The following is a 16895-nucleotide window of genomic DNA, read 5'->3' as shown; positions in this document are numbered from 1 at the left end:
GGATGGCGAGCAGTTACACGCCCCCGGCGCTGAAACCCTTGCACGCCGTCGGGCAAGCCGCACTCGGGCCCGTGCGCGCCAATCAACGCGTGGGGCATCAGGCCATCACGTTCTTCCAGGCTCTGATCGCCATTCCGTTCGTCCTGAAGCACTATCGCCGTGAAGTGGCGCGGTTGACCGCCGATATCGGCTGGGGCAACGGATCGCTCATCGTGGGTGGCGGCACGATCGGCGTCGTGGTCATCCTGTGCGCGTTCGGCGGCATCATCGTCGGGATGGAGTCGTTCACGGCTCTGAACCTGCTCACGATGTCCCCGCTCACCGGCGCGATCTCCGGTTTCGCGACCACCCGTGAACTCGCGCCGATTCTCGCGACCTTGGCTTTCGCGATCCAGGCGGGATGCCGGTTCACCGCCCAACTCGGCTCGATGCGCATCTCCGAGGAAATCGATGCGCTGGAGTCCATTGCCATCCGCCCGCTGCCGTATCTGATCAGCACGCGCATGATCGCCTCGACGCTGACCATCATCCCGCTGTACAGCATCGGTCTCGCGACCGCCTACCTGACCACCAAGGTCACGGTGCTGTTCCTGGGCGGAACCGCGGCCGGCACCTACGATCACTACTTCTTTCAGTTCCTGATCGGCACGGACGTCTTCTTCTCGCTGCTCAAGGTAGTGGTGTTCGTGATGCTGTCGACGTTCATCCAGTGCTACTACGGCTACGTCGCCACAGGTGGCCCGGAAGGCGTCGGGGTCGCGGCCGGGCGTGCGATCAAGATGGTGATCGTCGTGATGGTGTTCGCGAATCTCTTTCTGACATTGACTATCTGGGGCATCGATCCCGGATTCCGGATTTCGGGGTGAGCCGAGGATGATTCTGGACCCCAGCGGCCGCGGACCGACGGCCAGGCAATTGACCCTAGCGGGACTGGCGGTGCTGACGACGATCGCGGTTCTGCTGTACCTGCTGGCGCTGCGCTACACCGGATACTTCGAGGACAAGGTCCCTGTGACCATCGTGTTGACCAGCACCGGCGACGGCTTGCCCGGACGGGCGGATGTCAAATTCCGCGGGATGGTCGTGGGCCGGGTGGCCGGGGTCGACGTGGTGGCCCGAGGCGCCGAGCAGCGGGCCGGCGTCGATCTGAAACCCGGTCTGGCGTCGACTATTCCGGTGAACGTGACCGCCAGGGTGATTCCGAACAACCTGTTCGGCGTCACCGCGATCGAACTCCTGGACAACGGCCCGGAAACGAGAACGCTGCGCGCGGGCGCGACCATTCCGGAGGACACCGGCAGCGAGACAGTAGCCTTGCAGACGACGTTGAATGTCCTGCGCAACGTGCTGCAGAACATCCAGCCCGAGAAATTGGGCCGAGTGCTGGCCACCCTGTCGGCGGCGCTGGACCCCGCGGCGCGCGTGCCCGGCTCGACGGTGGAGCGCCTGGACAACTGGCTGACCGAGATCAGGGCGACTCCGGGGATCGACGCACTGCTCGGGGATCTCGGGCGAGCGTCGATCGCGTTGAGCCAGTCGGCTCCCGAACTGGTCGGAGTGCTCTCGGAATCGGTGACCACCGCACGAACACTGGCCGAACGGCGCACGAAACTCATCGACCTGCTCGCCACCGGGAACGCGACGGTGGATTCGGTCAACGCGCTCTTCGCCCGCAACCCCGACGCAGGCAAGTTCCTCGTCTCCGGGCTGGACGACCTGTTCGGCAGCCTGGCCAAGGACCCGGAAGCCATTCCCTACACGGCCGCGAACCTGAACGTGGCGCTGCAACGGCTGGCCACCACGTTCCACTTCGGGCCGGCCAAACAGATGGTGTGGAAGATGGACGTGTCGTTCACACCCTTCCAGCAGTACACGGCGCAGGACTGCCCCCACTACGGCGACCAGTACGGCCCCCGTTGTGGCGGCGCCACTGTGCCAGAGGTGGCGCCCGAGCAGAACTACCCGCCACAGCTGATGCCGAAATGGCTCGACGCGGCAGGGCCCGCACCGGTACCGGCTGCGCCCCTGGGGGCCTTGGGGCTGGTGCTTCCTGAACTGCCCGCGATGCCCGGTCTTCCCTTCCTCCCGGGCCTGCCGTCCATACCCGGTCTTTCGCCTGCGCCGAGTCCCGTCGCACCGGTAGCACCCGACGCGCAGAGCCCCGGTGCTCCGGTGCAGCCGATCGCGCTGCGCGGGTCCGACGCCGTGGCGGCGATCGTCGGAACGCGGCCGACCGTGGCGCAGTACTTGTTGCTGAGTCCGGTGCTGGCCGGTGGATCGGTCACCGTGACCGCCGCCGACAACGAGGGGGCGGGCCGATGAAATCAGCCAAGGCGCTGCTGGGCTTCAGCCTTTTCGCGGTGGTGGCCGTCGCCCTCACCTTCACCATCTGGTCCACCTTGCAGCGGTCGGTCGATGGCGACACCCATCGCTATTCGGCGGTCTTCTCCGATGTCCTGGGACTGCGCGTCGGGGACGACGTGCGCATGGCGGGCGTGCGGGTCGGGCGCGTGGACAAGATCGACTTCACCGACGGCTACCGCGCCAGGGTCGATTTCCGGATCGATGAACGCCAGCGGCTCACCACCACGACGAAGGCGCTGGTGCGCTACCAGAACCTGATCGGGCAGCGGTATATCGCCCTCGCGCCGGGCAAGGACGCGGGCACCGCCATCGCGGCGGGGGCCCAGATTCCACTGGAGCGAACCGAGCCCTCGTTCGACGTGTCCGCGCTGCTGTCCGGGTTCGAGCCGTTGTTCAGCGTGCTACAGCCCGACCAGGTCAATTCCCTGTCCGAGACGTTGATCCAGGCGCTTCAGGGCAATCAGGTGTCCCTCAGCAGCCTGATCACCCAAGCCGCCGAGTTGGCGGGCACCTTCGGGCAGCGCGACGAGATCCTGGGGGAGGTCCTGGGCAATCTCAGCGCGGTGATCAGCGGCCTGGCCAACCGCAGCGGCGAGCTGGAGACACTGCTCACCCAGGCCAGGGCGCTCGTCGAGGCGCTCTACTCGCAAGGAGAGAGTCTCAAGCATTCGGTCGACCGGGTGGCCGCGACGACCGACTCGCTGACCCGACTGATCATGCAGGTCAAGCCGGGGTTGTCGAAGGCGCAGAACGACGCCACCACAGGTGTCGCGTTGCTGCTGCTCAACGGCGCCTCCCTGGACCGGGCCGCGGTCGAACTGCCCGCCGTCCTCAACGGCGTCGCACGCTTCACCAGCAACGGCGCCTACGGCAACGCGTATCTGTGCAGCCTCGACGTGTCGCTGTGGGGCGTGCTGCTGCCTCCGGGGCTGTTCTCCCAGGTAGGCGGCAACTCACATTCGGAGGTGTGCCGATGAGCAACGGTGTCGGATTGCCGGGATTTCTGCGGAACAGATATCTGCGGCTCGGCTTGATCGCGGCGGCCACGGTGGCGGCTCTCCTGATCGGATCCAGTGTCCTGACCCAGGCGCGTCTGGGAGACAAGACGATTCACGCCGAATTCGCTCAGGCTGCCGGCCTGCGTCCCGGCGCGACGGTGGACGTATCGGGGATCGAAGTGGGTGCGGTGCACGCGGTTCGGCTCGACGGCACCAAGGTCGCGGTGGAGCTGAAGGTGCGTCGCGATCTTCGCCTCGGCCCGGATGCGCGCGCGGCCATCAAGATGTCGACGATCCTCGGCCGCCTGCACGTGGACCTGGTGCCGGGCGACGGAAAGGGATTGCCGGGCAACCGCATCCGCATCGAGAACACCTCGGTGCCGTACAACCTGAGCAAAGTGATCCAGGACCCGAAGTACAAGAACTCCTTCGAACGCATCGAACGTCTCGATCCGCAGAAGCTCCGCCAGGCGCTGGACCTGGTCGACCAGCAGATGGGCGATTCCCCGCAGCTGGCGATCCAGGCGCTCGACAGTATCGGTGCGCTCGCGAAGGTCGTCACCGATCGCCGCGACGAAGTGGACTCGCTGCTCAAAAGCATGGACCAGGTGTCGCAGCTCGTCTCGGACAATCAGAACAGCGTGCTGCTGTTGCTGACTCGCGGCGAAGCGATCGGCACCGCCGTCCAGAAGCGGCAGGACCTGTTGCAGCAGTTGCTCGACAACGTCGCGGCCCTGTCGAGATTGCTGCAGGAGATGGGTCTGGAGAACAACGGCCAGCTCGCGCCCCTGATCCACGATCTGAACACCATGTCGGAGGGGTTGGCGAAGAACCGCGACAACCTGGACCGACTCTACGAGAACATGCCCATCGCTCTGCGGCAGTTCAACAACGCCGTCGGGAACGGGCCCTACGGCGATGTGTGGGCGCCGTGGTTCTTCCCGGACAACTGGCTGTGTTTCGCTCGAGCCGTACAGGGGTGCAACTGATGAGAACACGACGACTCGCCCAGTTCGGCGTGCTGATCGTGACCGCGCTGGTCACCGCGAGCTGCGGGCTCGTACCCGACAGCCTGACCGCGCTGCCGAGGCAGTACCTCGGCGAACACGTGCGCATCAGCGCCGACTTCGAGAACGTGGCGGGACTCTACGCGGGCAACGAGGTAGCGGTGCTCGGCGTTCCGGTCGGCCGCGTCGACACGGTGCAAGCCAAGGGCAGCTACGTGCAGGTCACCATGAGCCTGGACAAGGGAACCAAGATCCCGGCCGATGCCGTGGCCGCCTTGGTCTCGCCGCAGCTGATCACCAACCGCCATGTCGAGCTCGCCCCCGCCTACAGCGGCGACGGTCCGATCCTGACCGACGGAACGCACATCCCGCTGGCCAGGACGCGGACACCGGTCGAACTCGACCGCATCCTGCAGAACTTCGACCAGCTCGGAGCCGCGCTGAAAGGCGACGACCAGAGCGGTCCGATGGCCAGCCGAGTCCTGTTCCCGCTCCTGGACGGCAACGGTGACCGACTGCGCGAAACGCTGGATGCGTTGTCCTCGGCCTTCGAGGTGACCTTCGCCAACAAAGACCAGATCTCGAACACGATCATCAAACTCAACGAGATCACCCAGATCATCGCCCAGAACGACCGGACGGTCCGCGACTTCAGCGGCCGCCTCACCGAATTGGTCCAGCTGCTGGGCGACCAGGCACCCGGTCTGCAAGCGGTCCTGCGGCAATTGGACCAGTTCGTCACCAACACCTCCACGCTGGTCGGCGAGAACTCCGATCAGCTCGTCGGCGCGCTGGAGCGCTTCACGACCATCACCGAACAGATGCGCGCCAACGCCCGCGGACTCACCGAGATCGTCGACGTCGGGCCGCTGTTGTTCGAGAACCTGTCCAACGCCGTCAGCCGGGAACATCAAGCGCTGCGCCTGCACGCGCTGACCGACAAGGTCCTGCTCGACAACGAGGTCCTGTCGCAGTTCTGCGAGCGGATCCAGATGCGACTCGACGGCTGCCGGACCGGAAAGATGCAGGACTTCGGGCCCGACTTCGGCCTCACCGCGGCGCTTCTGGGGATCTCGAAATGATCGGTACGAACGCGCTCCGGCGCACCGCGGTGGCGTCCGTGCTGGTCGCGGCGCTGAGCACCGCGACAGGCTGCACCATGACGGTGGCGAATCTGCCGATGCCCAAACCAGGCATCGGGGCGCCCGGCTATCCGATTCGCGCGGCTTTCCGCGACGCGCTCAATCTGCCCGATCACGCGCACGTGAAGATCGGCGGCACCGACATCGGGGTCGTCACCGCGATCAGCACGACCAACTTCATCGCCGAGGTGGAAATGCTGATCAGGGAGGACATCCAGCTGCCACGGGGCACCACCGCCGAATTGCGGCAGGCGACGCCGCTGGGCGACATCTTCGTGGCGATGACGCTGCCGCGGGCGGCACCGGACGGTGCGAACCTGCGCGCCGGTGACGTCATCGGCACCGAGCACACCTCGGCTGCCGCCTCCGTCGAGCAGTTGATGATGTCGGTCTCGATGCTGATCAACGGCGGCGGCATCAACCAGGCCGCGAAGATCACCTCCGAGATGGATTCGATGTTCGCCGGCCGCGCCCCGCAGCTCGCGCACCTGCTCAGCGAGTTGACCAGCGTCATCGCCGCACTGAATCAGCGAACCGGCGACATCGACAACGTTCTGGCCGGCCTGAATGTGCTGACCGGGGAATTGGCCGAACGGAAAGCGGAACTGGGCGACGCCGCCGATACCTTCCCGGGCCTGTTGGCGCTGCTCGCCGAGAACAATCAGTCCATCGTGGACCTGCTGGACAAGGTCTCGGTCACGATGACCGCGCTGGGTGACTTCACCGAAACCACTGGACCGCAGGCGGTCGGCCTGTTCGACAGCATCCAGCGGTTGATGGCGGGCTTCACCCAGATGGGCGACGACCTGGCCGGAACGCTGGACGGTCTGCACACCCTGTACCCCTCGCTGATGGCGAGTTTGGACGGCCCGGCCCTGGCCGTCGCGGCGACGGTGTCCTACCTCAGTGTCGGAGCCCTGACCGACCCCAGCGGCAGCAGGCTGCCCGAAGTCGGCGACGTGCCCGCGTTCATCGGCAGCTTGGCGCAGGTCATCGAGAAGGTGATCGGTCGGGTCACGAGTCCGCCACAGCAACCACAGCAGCAAGGAGGCGGCCGGTGAATTCCCCCTTGTGGCAGTGGCTGGTGCGCCGCCGCGTCGCGGTGGCGAACTTCGGCTTGGTCGTGGTACTCGTCCTCGGTGCGGCCTATCTCGGCGCCGAAGTCCTGCGGATCGATCCACTGTCCGACAACTACTCGGTGACGGTGGAACTCCAGTCGTCGGGCGGCTTGTCGGCGGGCAACGACGTCACCTTCCGCGGTACCAGGGTCGGCAAGGTCCGTGAGGTGAAAGTCGCGGGCAGCGGTGTCGCGGCCGTGGCCGAGATCGACTCGGGGGCGAAGATCCCGGTGGGCGGCACGGTCGCTGTCGGCCGGCTGTCGGCGGCGGGCGAGCAGTACTTGGACTTCCGCCCCGACTCCGATACCGGCCCCTATCTCACCGACGGCGCTGTGGTGGAACGCTCCCGGACCGCCGTCCCGGTCAGCGTGCAGTCGGTGCTGACCAATCTCAGTGGCTTCATCGGCGGATTGAACCCGGACCGGCTGAATGTGATCATCGACGAACTCGACAAGGCGCTGGCGGGCGGCCCGGACCAGCTGCGGAACATGGTGTCGGGCATCAGCCGCGCCATGGCCGGGTTGAGCGATCTGCTCCCGCAGACCCGGCAACTGATCGAGAACCTCGAAGTGATCGCGGAGACGACCTCACACGCGCAACCGGACCTCGCGACACTGACCCGCACGGGCGGCGTGCTGTTCGAGCAATTGACGGCAGCCGACCAAGAGGTACGGCACTTCCTGGACGAAGGGCCCGCCCAGCTCAGCACGCTCGGCGGCTTCGTGTCCCGCACGCAGGATCCCATCACGAACCTGGTGACGAACTTCGTCGCGATCACCAAGGCCGCCAAACTGCGCGCACCGGCGATCGCGGCGCTGTTCCCGGCGTTGCGGGTCGGCTCGCAGGCGTTGGGCATTCCCGCGCACGACAACGCCTTCCATACGCTGGTCGACATCTGGCCGCGACCGACGTGCGAGTACGAGACCATCCCCGTGGTCCCCACGGACAAGATGACCGACACCCGGATCCGGCTCTACAACTACTGCGTCACCAGCGATCCCGCCCTGCAGGTACGCGGTTCGGCGAATGCGCCACGTCCCGACGTGCCGGACAACGGAGCCACCCGGCCACCGGGCGTAGGTGGCGACGAACTGTCGCGCCCGGTCCCCGGCAACTAGGAGAGTGCACATGAACAGTGATGACGTCGATCCGAGCACCGAAGCCGAGCCGCCCGCGCCACCCACGGACGAGCAGGCGGCCGAGCCGGGGAAAGCCGACTCCGCCGCCGCTGAGCCGGTCGAGGTGAAGCGCGAGGTGGACACCACCGCGACCGCCGATGCCGCGTCCCCCGCCTGGTGGCGCCGACTGCGCGGTCTGCGGATCGGACGTCCCGGCGTGATCGCGGTGCGATCGGCCGCCGCGATACTGGTGGGCGTCTCGGTGGCCGCGGCAGGCTACTGGTACGTCCAGAGCGACAACAGCAAGGACCTGCTGGCAGCGCGGGAGGACGCGCGTGCCGCCGCCTGCCGCTATGCGCCCATCCTGGCGAACTACGACTCCAAGAACCTCGACGCCTATTTCGCCGGGGTCACCGACGGCGCCACCGGGGACTGGAAGAAACAGTTCGAGTCCACCAGCACCGAACTGCGTGAAGTGCTCGGCCAAGGCGAGGTCACCTCGGCCACGCGGGACGTGCAGTGCGCGATACGCGCCGGTGACGAACACTCCGCCGAAGCGATCGTGATCATCGGCCAGACCATCACCAGTCTCGGCACCAAGGGCAAGCCCGCGCCGGGTCAGCTGTCGATGGTGATGCGCCTGGAGAAAGTCGGGGACCGCTGGCTGGTGAACAAGGTCAATTCGCCCTTGACGACGCCGCAACCCTGACGGTCGGCGGTACGCAGAGTGGTGCGGCAAAAGAGCGCCGGAGCCGAGCCCGGCTCGCAGCGGGCGGTGCGGCGGCGCCCGCGCGACCGGAAGGCGCAGATCGCGGCGACGTCCGCGGCCGCGTTCGGTGCACTCGGCTATCACGGCGTGAGCATGGAGGAGATCGCGACCAAGGTCGGCATCAGCTCCGCGGCGCTGTATCGCCACTACCCCAGCAAGTACGCGTTGTTCCGCGAAGAACTGCTGCGCTTGGGGCAGGTCACCGTCGAGGCCGCGACACTTCCGGCGCAGGCCGAAACGTGGAGCGCCGCCGCCCGATTGCGGCACGTCATCGATGCGCTCGTCGCCCGGGCCCTGGCCAATCGGCCGACCGTCACCTTGGCGCGCTGGGAGGGTCGCTACCTCGACGAGGAAGACGGCAAGACGCTCACCGGTCAGTTCGCGGCGTCGCTCGCCGCGCTGGGGCAGCTGATCGGTGCCGTGCGCCCGCAGTGGAGCAAGCAGGACAGATTCGTCCGGGCGGTGACGGTGCTCAGCGTCGTCAGCAGCATCGGCGACCACCACGCCGCATTGCCGACGAAATCCCTTGCGGCGCTGCTCTCTTCCGCGTGCTGGACGGCGGTGCACGCGCAGCTGCCCGCTTTCGTCGAGCAGTCTCCCGTCGCGGAGCGGGCGACGGACACGCCCACTCCTTTCAAGCATCAACTGTTGCTGACGAAAGCCGTGGAACTGTTCCACGAGCGGGGATATCCGAATGTCAGCGTCGAGGACATCGCGGCCGCGGCGGATCTGACCGCCGCGTCGGCGGTCTACCGCTACTACCGCAGCAAAAGCGATCTGTTGACCGCGGCTTTCCGTCGTGCCGCCGACCGGGTCGCCGGTGCTATCGGTCCCGCCATCGCCTCGTCGGCCACCCCGGGCGAGGCGCTGACCGAATTGATCGCCCTCTACGTGGCCGGGTCCTTCGCCGAGCGGGAACTGACGTTCGTCTACTACACGGAGTTCTCCCACATTCCGCCCGAAGACCGGGTGGTGTTGCGCAATATCCAGCGGCTCTCGGTGGCCGAGTGGGTGAAACTGCTTGTCGCCGTGCGCTCCGATCTCTCCGAAGCGCAGGCGCGCATTCTCGTGCACGCCGCGTTCGGCTTGGTCGTGGACCTCGGTAGAGCGCTGGGTAACGGCAGGCGCGACCTGCCGCGAGATGCCGTGATCCGCCTGATGGAGGTCACCTTGTTCGACACGGCCCCCCAGCCGCCCGTCGCGCTGACGTGAGGATCCCGTGCACAAGAGGAACTTTCAACCACATATATCCGGAACTGAACGTAAATATGCACTACAGAGCGCGAAATAGGCCCTCGAAAGCGCTATGCGTGATCGAGAATCTTCAGTAACATAGTCTCAGGTGGCCGCCTCGGTCATCGAACGCAGGAGAGTCCGATGCCACCGCGGCTGAACAGGTGGGGTGAGAGCGGCCGCAGCCGGCTGGTGTTCGGCGGCGTCCGGCCGGCGTCGACGCGACCGATTCGTCTGCTCGCGCGACGTGTGAACGCAGATGGAAGGAAATCACGATGACCGCAGTCGCTCATCAACCCGATCGCGACCAGAATGTGCCGCTCACCAACGACCGCACCCGGATCGGCATCAGTGTGACGCATCAGCCGTTCACCAAACGACCCATCAAGCTCACCGACGCGCTGGACTTCTGGTCCTTCGCGGGTGCTGCCGCCAACGTCGTCATGCAGATGGCCCGGCCGGGTGTCGGTTACGGTGTGGCCGAAAGCAAGGTGGAGTCGGGATCGCTGATGAAGCACCCGTGGAAAAGGGCACGGACCACGACGCAATATCTCGCGGTCGCCATTCTCGGTACCGACGAAGAGCGCAAGGCGTACCGGGAAGCGGTGAATGTGGCTCATCGGCAGGTGCATTCGGCGCCGGGAGCGCCGGTGAAGTACAACGCGTTCGACCGCAACCTCCAATTATGGGTCGCCGCTTGCCTGTACATCGGCTTCGAAGACACCTATCAGCTGTTGCACGGCAGGATGAACGACGAGCAGGCCGAAGCGTTCTACGTCTCGTCCTCCACGCTCGGCACCACCCTGCAGGTCACCGAGGACATGTGGCCCGCGACCCGGGCCGCGTTCGACGAATACTGGAACGCCGCGTGCGAACAAGTCGTGCTCGACGACTACGTACGCGGCTACCTGGAAAGCCTGCTCGACCTGCGCATGATCCACTGGTATCTGCGGCTGCCCTTCCGGAACCTGCTCAGATTCCTCACCATCGGGTTCCTGGCCCCGATCTTCCGCGAACAACTCCGGGTCGAGTGGACCGCCGCCGACCAGCGGCGCTTCGAGAACCTGTTCGTGTTCGTCTCCTTCGTCAACCGCTTCATTCCCCGCTTCGTGCGCCATGGGGGATCGCACGGGCTGATGGTCGACCTGCGGCGGCGGATGCGCAAGCAGAAGAACCTGATCTGAGCTGATGGAGTCCGGTATGTCTCGTCCTGAACCGGCAGCGCGGCCACTGGTCACTTCCGAGGTGGAGCAGGGCCGACGACGCCGCTACATGGCGGGTCCCGCGGCGCTGCTGGGCGGCCCGGCCAATGTGATCATGCAGCTCAGCTTGCCTCCGGTCGGCCGCGGCGTGGTCGAGAGCACGGTCGACAGTGGTCGCTACACCCTGCATCCCCGTAAGCGCGGCCGCACGACCCTGACCTATCTGGCAGTGGCGATGCTGGGCACCGAGGAAGACCGCGCGGCCTATCGGGCGGCGGTCGACACGTCGCATCGTCATGTGCGATCCGGTCCCGACAGCCCGGTGAAGTACAACGCCTTCGATCCGGAACTGCAACTGTGGGTTGCCGCATGCCTCTACCGCGGCACTCTCGATTCGCTCACCTTCCTCTACGGCCCCGTGGACGACGATCTGGCCGACGAGTTGTACCGTGAGGCCAGCCGATTCGGAACGACATTGCAGATGCGGCCGGAGTTGTGGCCGCGCGATCGTGCGGCATTCGACGAATATTGGGACGCCAAGCTGTCCGATCTCGCGGTGGACGAGGAAGTTCGGGCGTATCTGCTCGATCAAGTTGTCGATCTCGGGCCCTATCGGCGAGTCGAGCGGGTGGTGTTTCGCCGAGCGAACCGATTCTTCACCACCGGCTTTCTCCCGCAACGCTTTCGCGAGCAGCTGGGGTTGGCGTGGAGCCCTCGTCGGCAGCGGGTGTTCGAGCTGACGATGCGTTCGATCGGGCTGGTGATGCGCGTGCTGCCGGAGCGTTGGCGCTTGTATCCGTTCGAGACCTATCTCCGTGACATGCGCAGGCGACGTGAACTCGGGAAAACATTGGTGTGAAGACCGAACTCAGCGGTGCCGGAGCGCACGCCGAGCGTCGCGCGGGCGGCCCGGACGCACCAGGACCGTTGCTGCGCAAATACCTCGGTGACCGCCGCTTCGCGCTGGCGCTTCCCCGGGCGGTGGCGCTGCAGATCCTGCATCCGGCGATCGCGACGGCGCTCACCGAGCACGTGACCTATCGGCTGTGGCTGCACAAGCGGCGCACCGTCAACGCGATGGTCCAGATCGCGTACTCGGGCCGTGATCTGCGATCGCTGATCCATGCGGGGCACGCCCATGTGCACGGCGCCGACGATTCCGGCGCTCGCTATCACGCGCTTCGGCCGGACGTGTTCTTCTTCCAGCATGCGACGTATGTCGACACGTTGTTCTTCGCGATCAATACATTCATTCGTCCGCTGACGCCCGTGGAAAGCGCGCGCCTCTACGACGAAAGTCTCGTCTGGTATGGCCGATACGGCATTTCCGGTCGGCATATGCCGCGCACGCTGCCGGAGTTCTACGACTATTTCGAGGAGGCGTGCGGCACGGCACTGCGCGTGAGTCCAGCCGCGCTGCGACTGGCGCCGCAGGTGTTGCGCCCGGACGCGTGGATACCACGGGCGCTGCCGATTCGCGTTGTGCGCGCGATCCAGCACCCGCGAGCCGGCGACCTGCTGGGCGTGCCGCAGCGGCCGGTGGACCAGCACGCGTTGCGGCTCTACGCCGTGGCACTCCGAGCCGCGGCGGGTGTGGCGCCTCGTCGCGCGAAGTACCTCTACACTGCGCGCACCGCCGCGTAGTATGAGGAGGCCGGGCCGGCTGCCCGCTGTCTTGCGCAACACTGCCGGACTGGCCTGGCTGGCCTGGCCGCCGATTCCGTGGCGTGACCGCCCCGCGGCCGTAAGGACCTGGCTGAGAATCGGCGCCGCGGGCTACTGCTACTCGCGCGCGGTGAGCGCGTCCTGGGATGTCGTCCATCTCCCCGGCAACGAGTTCATCGGCAGGGCAATGGAATCGCTCTACCAGCACTACCCGGAGGCCCGTGCCGCGCAGATCCTGCGGACCAAGGTGATCCATCAGCCGCAGGCCACCTTCTCCGCCCAGCCGGGATTCGAATCTTTGCGACTGAACCAGACGACACCCATCCCCGGGCTCTTCCTCGCCGGCGACTGGGCCCGGACCGAACTACCGTCCACCATGGAGTCCGCGGCGGAGAGAGCCCGCCGTGCCGTCGATGCGGTCGGTGACTACGTGGGGTGAGCGATCCGTTCCCCCGCCACCTCGCCAACCGGTCCCGACCGAATGGTCGTGTTCGGTGATCGTGTGCGGAGCCTGAAACCTGTTGCGGCAGCGCGTCACACGTGTCGGGAGACCGAACGGGCGTCCGAGCCGTTCACGGTACCGCCTGCCGACCTGCGGAACAGCTGAAGATATGAACTTCGCGGGTGGTGGGCGCTACAGTACGGCCGTGACAGAGCACCGATCGCCCTTCGGCGGGGATCGCTCGCAGGACCTCGGAGTGCCGCCTTCGCTGGACCTCCGTTCCGCCGACTGGTCGAGTTCCGATGAGACCCTTGCCCGGCTGTTCCAACGCGTCGAGTCGTATGCCATAGAGGCACGCGATTGGTATGCGCGGGACAAACAAATGAAGCGGCGGATGAGTCTAGCCCTCACCGCGGCGGTGATCGTTCTGGGCCTACTCGGAATCCTGGTGCCCCTGTTGACCACCGCCGGAGTGGATGCCGTCAACCCGAGCTGGGGTTACGCACTGCTCGCCTGCGCCGCCGCCTGCGCGGCATTCGATCGGTTCTTCGGCGTCTCGACGGCGTGGACGCGTGACCTCCGGAACGCGCAGTCGATCAACGCGATGCTGTGCGACTTCCAACTCGAATGGGCCTCTGTTTCGCGGGCGCCCGCCAACTCCAACGGGGAGATCGACCGGCGCATGGGACTGCTCAGGGATTTCTCCCACCGAGTCAACGAGGTGATCGCGCGCGAGGCGGATTACTGAACGTTGTCCTCGGCACGGCCACCCGCCCTGCCGGTATCAACGGGGCCACTCCACCGTCCGCGGCGGGGTGACTTCCCGTCATGGCCGATCCGGTTCTAGGCGAGCGTTTTCTGTCGCGCCGGTGACGCCAGCCGTGGGTGGTAGGCGAGGCAGGCGGCCGATGTGCCGTCCGCGGCCAGGAAGATCACCGTGCGCGCGGTGTCGATCGAACCCGTGTCCACTGCGTGGAGATAGGCATGGACGGGGGCCGCGGTGTAGGGATCTCCGATCGAGGGGTCGAAACCGGCGACCGACGCCGACGGGATGGCGAGGGTGTCGGCCAAGCGGGTACGGAATCCGACATCCCGGACCGGAGCCAGCAGCACCGCGTTCCCCTCGGCGAAATCAGCGCCGTCGAGTCCTTCCGCGTCCAGGCAGGAATGCACCGCCGCGGTCGCCAGAGCGACCGGGTCCTCCGCACCGGCGCGAACGCACATGGCGCTGCGGCCGTCCGCGCCCGCATCGTCCAAGGCCACCCAGGCGGTCGGGTCGACAACGCCGGTGGTCTCGCGGAAATGGAGCTGACCGAATCCGCTTGCGGTAGGGGAAGTCCCGAGTAACAGTGCGGCGCCGCTCGCGCTGTACGGGAAACCGGCGACGTGGCGCCGGGTCGAGGGGTGAGTGTCACCCGCGACGAGCAATGCGTACCGCACGGCACCCGTCGCCAGGAACGAATCGGCGGTCACGAGCGCATGCAGCAGCCCCGTGGCGCCGTGCATCAGGTCGAAGGAGAAGGCAGCAGCACGCTCTGCCTCGTAAACCAGTCCCAGGCCGATCCGCTTCTGGATGAGCGCCGACACCGCGGGCTCGGAGATGTTGCGGTCGCGGAAGACGCCCGCGTTGACCAGCATGCCGACCTCGTCGAGGCCGACACCGGAGCGCTCCACGCAGGCGAGTGCCGCGCGCGCGGCCAGTTCGAAGTAGCTACCGGTGTCCGGGTCGGAGTTCGTGGCGGCCGAGATGATCGTCGTCCCCATGGTCATGCCTCCAGACGCGAGATGGTCGCGGCGAGATATCCGGAGACGATGCCCGACGCCGCCGGAATCATGAGAATTTTCGACCCTTTCGGAATTCGCGCTTGCGCGAGATGCTCGTGCAGAACCAGGAAGTGCGAGGTAGAGGCGGTATTGCCATAGTCGTGCAACACATTGAGAGCCTGCGGCATCGGCGTGCCGAAGTGACGTTCGGTCAGATCCGAGATGTATTCGATGGCCGGGGCGCTGAACTGGTGATGAATCCAGTAGTCGTACTTCTCGCTCTCCCATCTGCGCCCGGTCTCGGCGAAGAAGTCCGACATCCGGTTGATGGCCTGCTGGTAGCGGGCCTCGTTCTGCATGGCGCGGTTGTCGGTGTACATCGCGATACCGCCGGTACGGTCACTGGGCATTCCGATGCAGTGCTCGGCGCCCTCGGCCGCGGTCATGATCTCGACGTAGTGGATCTCGTCGTCGTCGTCACCACGGCCGTCGAGCACGACCGCGGCTGCCGCGTCCCCGACGGTCAACGCGGCGAACTGCGGGTCGTAGGGCTCGCTGATCTCGCGGACAGCCGTCTCGGCGATCGGCGTGATCTGCTCCCCGCTGACCACCAGGCCATTGCGCACGACACCGGCCTTGATCATGCGGTCGAGCACCATCACACCGGTGATCATCCCGGCGCAGGCGTTCGAAACGTCGAAGTGCCGCGCCGCCTTCGCGCCGATCGCTCTACCCAGCATCAGCGCGAAAGACGGTGCGTAACAGAAGATCCCCGTGCCACGCGTGCGTGTGATGGACGCCGAGATCACGATGTCCAACTCGTCGGCCCGGTAATCGGAGTGCCGCAGACAGTCCTCGATCGCGTGCAACGCCAGCTCGAAGGACGATTCGTACCGGTCCGGATCCGAGTCGTAGACACGCCGATTCCGGATTCCGGTGATCCGCTCCAGATCCAGCGACCTCGGCACAGCCAGGTCGGCGATCAGATCCTCGGTGGAGCGGACGGTGGTGGGTGTGTACGAGCCGATCGACTCGAAACGCGTACGAAGCATGGTCCCCTGCTTTCTGCTCCAGTCGGCGACGAAAACTCGGGTGGTGCTCGGCGGCAACGCGGTCGCCGATGACGGGTCCGCTGCGCCTACTCGGTCAGCCCGACCAAGGTCGCACTGACATCGCAGAGGCGCTGTCCGACCGCGTCGTCCTGGGCTGCGCGCGACGGAGTCTTGATGCGGTTCTTCTGGAAATAGCAGCCACTGACCGTGGCGACGGCGGGATCGGTGGCCAAGTACGTGAGTGCCCGGCCGCCCTCCGCGGCGGAGATCATGAACACTCGTTTGGCGAGCGCCGCGAAGGGTCGCCCGAACCAGGGCATCGAATCCCAGATTCCGGTCGCTACCGCACCGGGGTGGAAGGCGTTGACCGTCACACCGGTGCCGTCGAGGCGTCGCGCCAGGGCACGGGCGTAGAGGACATTCGCCAATTTGGAGCGGCTGTAGGCCTTTTCTCCCGAATATCCGCGCCGGAAGCCGAGGTCCGCGAAATCCATGGTGGCGCCGAACTGCATGACCGACGAGGTGAACACGATGCGGGACGGTGCGCTGTGCACCATCAGATCGACGAGCAGTTCGGTGAGCAGGAAACCGCCGAGATGGTTCACCGCGAACGTCGACTCGACGCCGTCCTCGGTTTCGATTCGGGCCGGGTAATAGCCACCGGCGTTGTTGGTCAGCACATCCAAGTGGTCATAGGTGGCCAGCACCTCCTTCGCCAGCCGCCGGACCGACGACTGCGAGGCGAAATCGCACTCCAGCGTGTCGACGCTCGACGCCCCTGCCGCGCGGACCAGCTGCGCCGCGCCGGAGAGCTTCTGTGGATTCCGGCCGACCAAGACGAGCCGATGCCCCTGCGTCGCCACTTGCTGAGCCGATTCGAGACCGATACCCGAGGTCGCCCCCGTGATCAGGATTGTCTGCACAGCCGACCACCCTGCCACAGAAGTTTCCTCGCGAATTGCTGACACGGCCACCGGTCCGAGATTTTCGCGGCTCGGGTGCGCGCGGCCCGGCGGCGCCG

The 16895-nt window shown here is 66.3% G+C and carries 17 protein-coding genes; 14 read left to right on the top strand and 3 right to left on the bottom strand.

The features are described 5' to 3' along the window. The first annotated feature begins 2 nt into the window (after positions 1-2). The 14 genes from LTT66_RS36625 (at position 3) to LTT66_RS36560 (ending at position 13806) form a co-directional block, all read left to right on the top strand. A complete protein-coding gene (locus tag LTT66_RS36625) occupies positions 3-866 on the top strand; it encodes an ABC transporter permease (RefSeq protein WP_181721595.1) in 864 nt (287 codons plus the stop codon). Between the two features lie 7 nt (positions 867-873). Continuing rightward, positions 874-2322 (top strand): MlaD family protein, encoded by a 1449-nt coding sequence (locus LTT66_RS36620; RefSeq protein ID WP_233063022.1) that lies wholly within the window; start codon positions 874-876, stop codon positions 2320-2322. Then, the gene (locus LTT66_RS36615; protein ID WP_233063021.1) at positions 2319-3341 is read left to right on the top strand and encodes an MlaD family protein; all 1023 of its coding nucleotides are present in this window, start codon (positions 2319-2321) and stop codon (positions 3339-3341) included. The genes LTT66_RS36620 and LTT66_RS36615 overlap by 4 nt, the downstream gene beginning before the upstream one ends. Continuing rightward, positions 3338-4351 (top strand): MlaD family protein, encoded by a 1014-nt coding sequence (locus LTT66_RS36610; protein WP_233063020.1) that lies wholly within the window; start codon positions 3338-3340, stop codon positions 4349-4351. Before LTT66_RS36615 ends, LTT66_RS36610 begins: the two co-directional genes overlap by 4 nt. Beyond that, positions 4351-5451 carry an MCE family protein gene (locus LTT66_RS36605; RefSeq protein ID WP_233063019.1) on the top strand — a complete coding sequence of 367 codons (1101 nt, stop codon included), beginning with the start codon at positions 4351-4353 and terminating at the stop codon, positions 5449-5451. Before LTT66_RS36610 ends, LTT66_RS36605 begins: the two co-directional genes overlap by 1 nt. Continuing rightward, the gene (locus LTT66_RS36600; RefSeq protein WP_181721590.1) at positions 5448-6572 is read left to right on the top strand and encodes an MCE family protein; all 1125 of its coding nucleotides are present in this window, start codon (positions 5448-5450) and stop codon (positions 6570-6572) included. Before LTT66_RS36605 ends, LTT66_RS36600 begins: the two co-directional genes overlap by 4 nt. After that, positions 6569-7747, top strand: a complete 1179-nt coding sequence (locus LTT66_RS36595; RefSeq protein WP_233063018.1) for an MCE family protein — start codon at positions 6569-6571, stop codon at positions 7745-7747. The genes LTT66_RS36600 and LTT66_RS36595 overlap by 4 nt, the downstream gene beginning before the upstream one ends. 10 nt (positions 7748-7757) lie before the next feature. After that, positions 7758-8456 (top strand): hypothetical protein, encoded by a 699-nt coding sequence (locus LTT66_RS36590; RefSeq protein ID WP_233063017.1) that lies wholly within the window; start codon positions 7758-7760, stop codon positions 8454-8456. A 21-nt stretch (positions 8457-8477) separates the two neighbouring features. Further along, positions 8478-9728 (top strand): TetR/AcrR family transcriptional regulator, encoded by a 1251-nt coding sequence (locus tag LTT66_RS36585; RefSeq protein ID WP_233063016.1) that lies wholly within the window; start codon positions 8478-8480, stop codon positions 9726-9728. A gap of 296 nt (positions 9729-10024) precedes the next feature. Further along, complete coding sequence (locus tag LTT66_RS36580) at positions 10025-10933, top strand: oxygenase MpaB family protein (protein ID WP_233063015.1); 909 nt, start codon at positions 10025-10027, stop codon at positions 10931-10933. A gap of 16 nt (positions 10934-10949) precedes the next feature. Beyond that, positions 10950-11810, top strand: a complete 861-nt coding sequence (locus tag LTT66_RS36575; RefSeq protein WP_233063014.1) for an oxygenase MpaB family protein — start codon at positions 10950-10952, stop codon at positions 11808-11810. After that, positions 11807-12595: an oxygenase MpaB family protein gene (locus LTT66_RS36570; protein WP_233063013.1), complete on the top strand. Its 789-nt coding sequence runs from the start codon at positions 11807-11809 to the stop codon at positions 12593-12595. The genes LTT66_RS36575 and LTT66_RS36570 overlap by 4 nt, the downstream gene beginning before the upstream one ends. 1 nt (position 12596) lies before the next feature. Then, entirely contained in the window at positions 12597-13055 is a 459-nt protein-coding gene (locus LTT66_RS36565; RefSeq protein ID WP_233063012.1) for an FAD-dependent oxidoreductase, read from the top strand. Positions 13056-13227: 172 nt separating this feature from the next. Next, positions 13228-13806, top strand: coding sequence for an SLATT domain-containing protein (locus LTT66_RS36560; protein WP_233063011.1), 579 nt, complete (start codon positions 13228-13230; stop codon positions 13804-13806). Between the two features lie 95 nt (positions 13807-13901). Here the strand turns inward: LTT66_RS36560 and LTT66_RS36555 are convergent, their stop codons facing one another. From LTT66_RS36555 to LTT66_RS36545, 3 genes are all read right to left on the bottom strand, one after another. Beyond that, positions 13902-14822: a beta-ketoacyl-[acyl-carrier-protein] synthase family protein gene (locus LTT66_RS36555; protein WP_233063010.1), complete on the bottom strand. Its 921-nt coding sequence runs from the start codon at positions 14820-14822 to the stop codon at positions 13902-13904. A gap of 2 nt (positions 14823-14824) precedes the next feature. Continuing rightward, a complete protein-coding gene (locus tag LTT66_RS36550) occupies positions 14825-15874 on the bottom strand; it encodes a 3-oxoacyl-ACP synthase III family protein (protein ID WP_233063009.1) in 1050 nt (349 codons plus the stop codon). An 86-nt stretch (positions 15875-15960) separates the two neighbouring features. Next, on the bottom strand, positions 15961-16797 hold the full coding sequence (locus LTT66_RS36545; RefSeq protein ID WP_233063008.1) for an SDR family oxidoreductase: 837 nt from the start codon (positions 16795-16797) through the stop codon (positions 15961-15963). Between the last annotated feature and the right edge of the window lie 98 nt (positions 16798-16895).

Origin of the sequence: Nocardia gipuzkoensis, from assembly GCF_021183645.1 — a bacterium.
GTDB classification, from domain to species: domain Bacteria; phylum Actinomycetota; class Actinomycetes; order Mycobacteriales; family Mycobacteriaceae; genus Nocardia; species Nocardia abscessus.
Note: the sequence above shows the minus strand (reverse complement) of the source record. Positions and strands in the feature narration are given on the sequence as shown.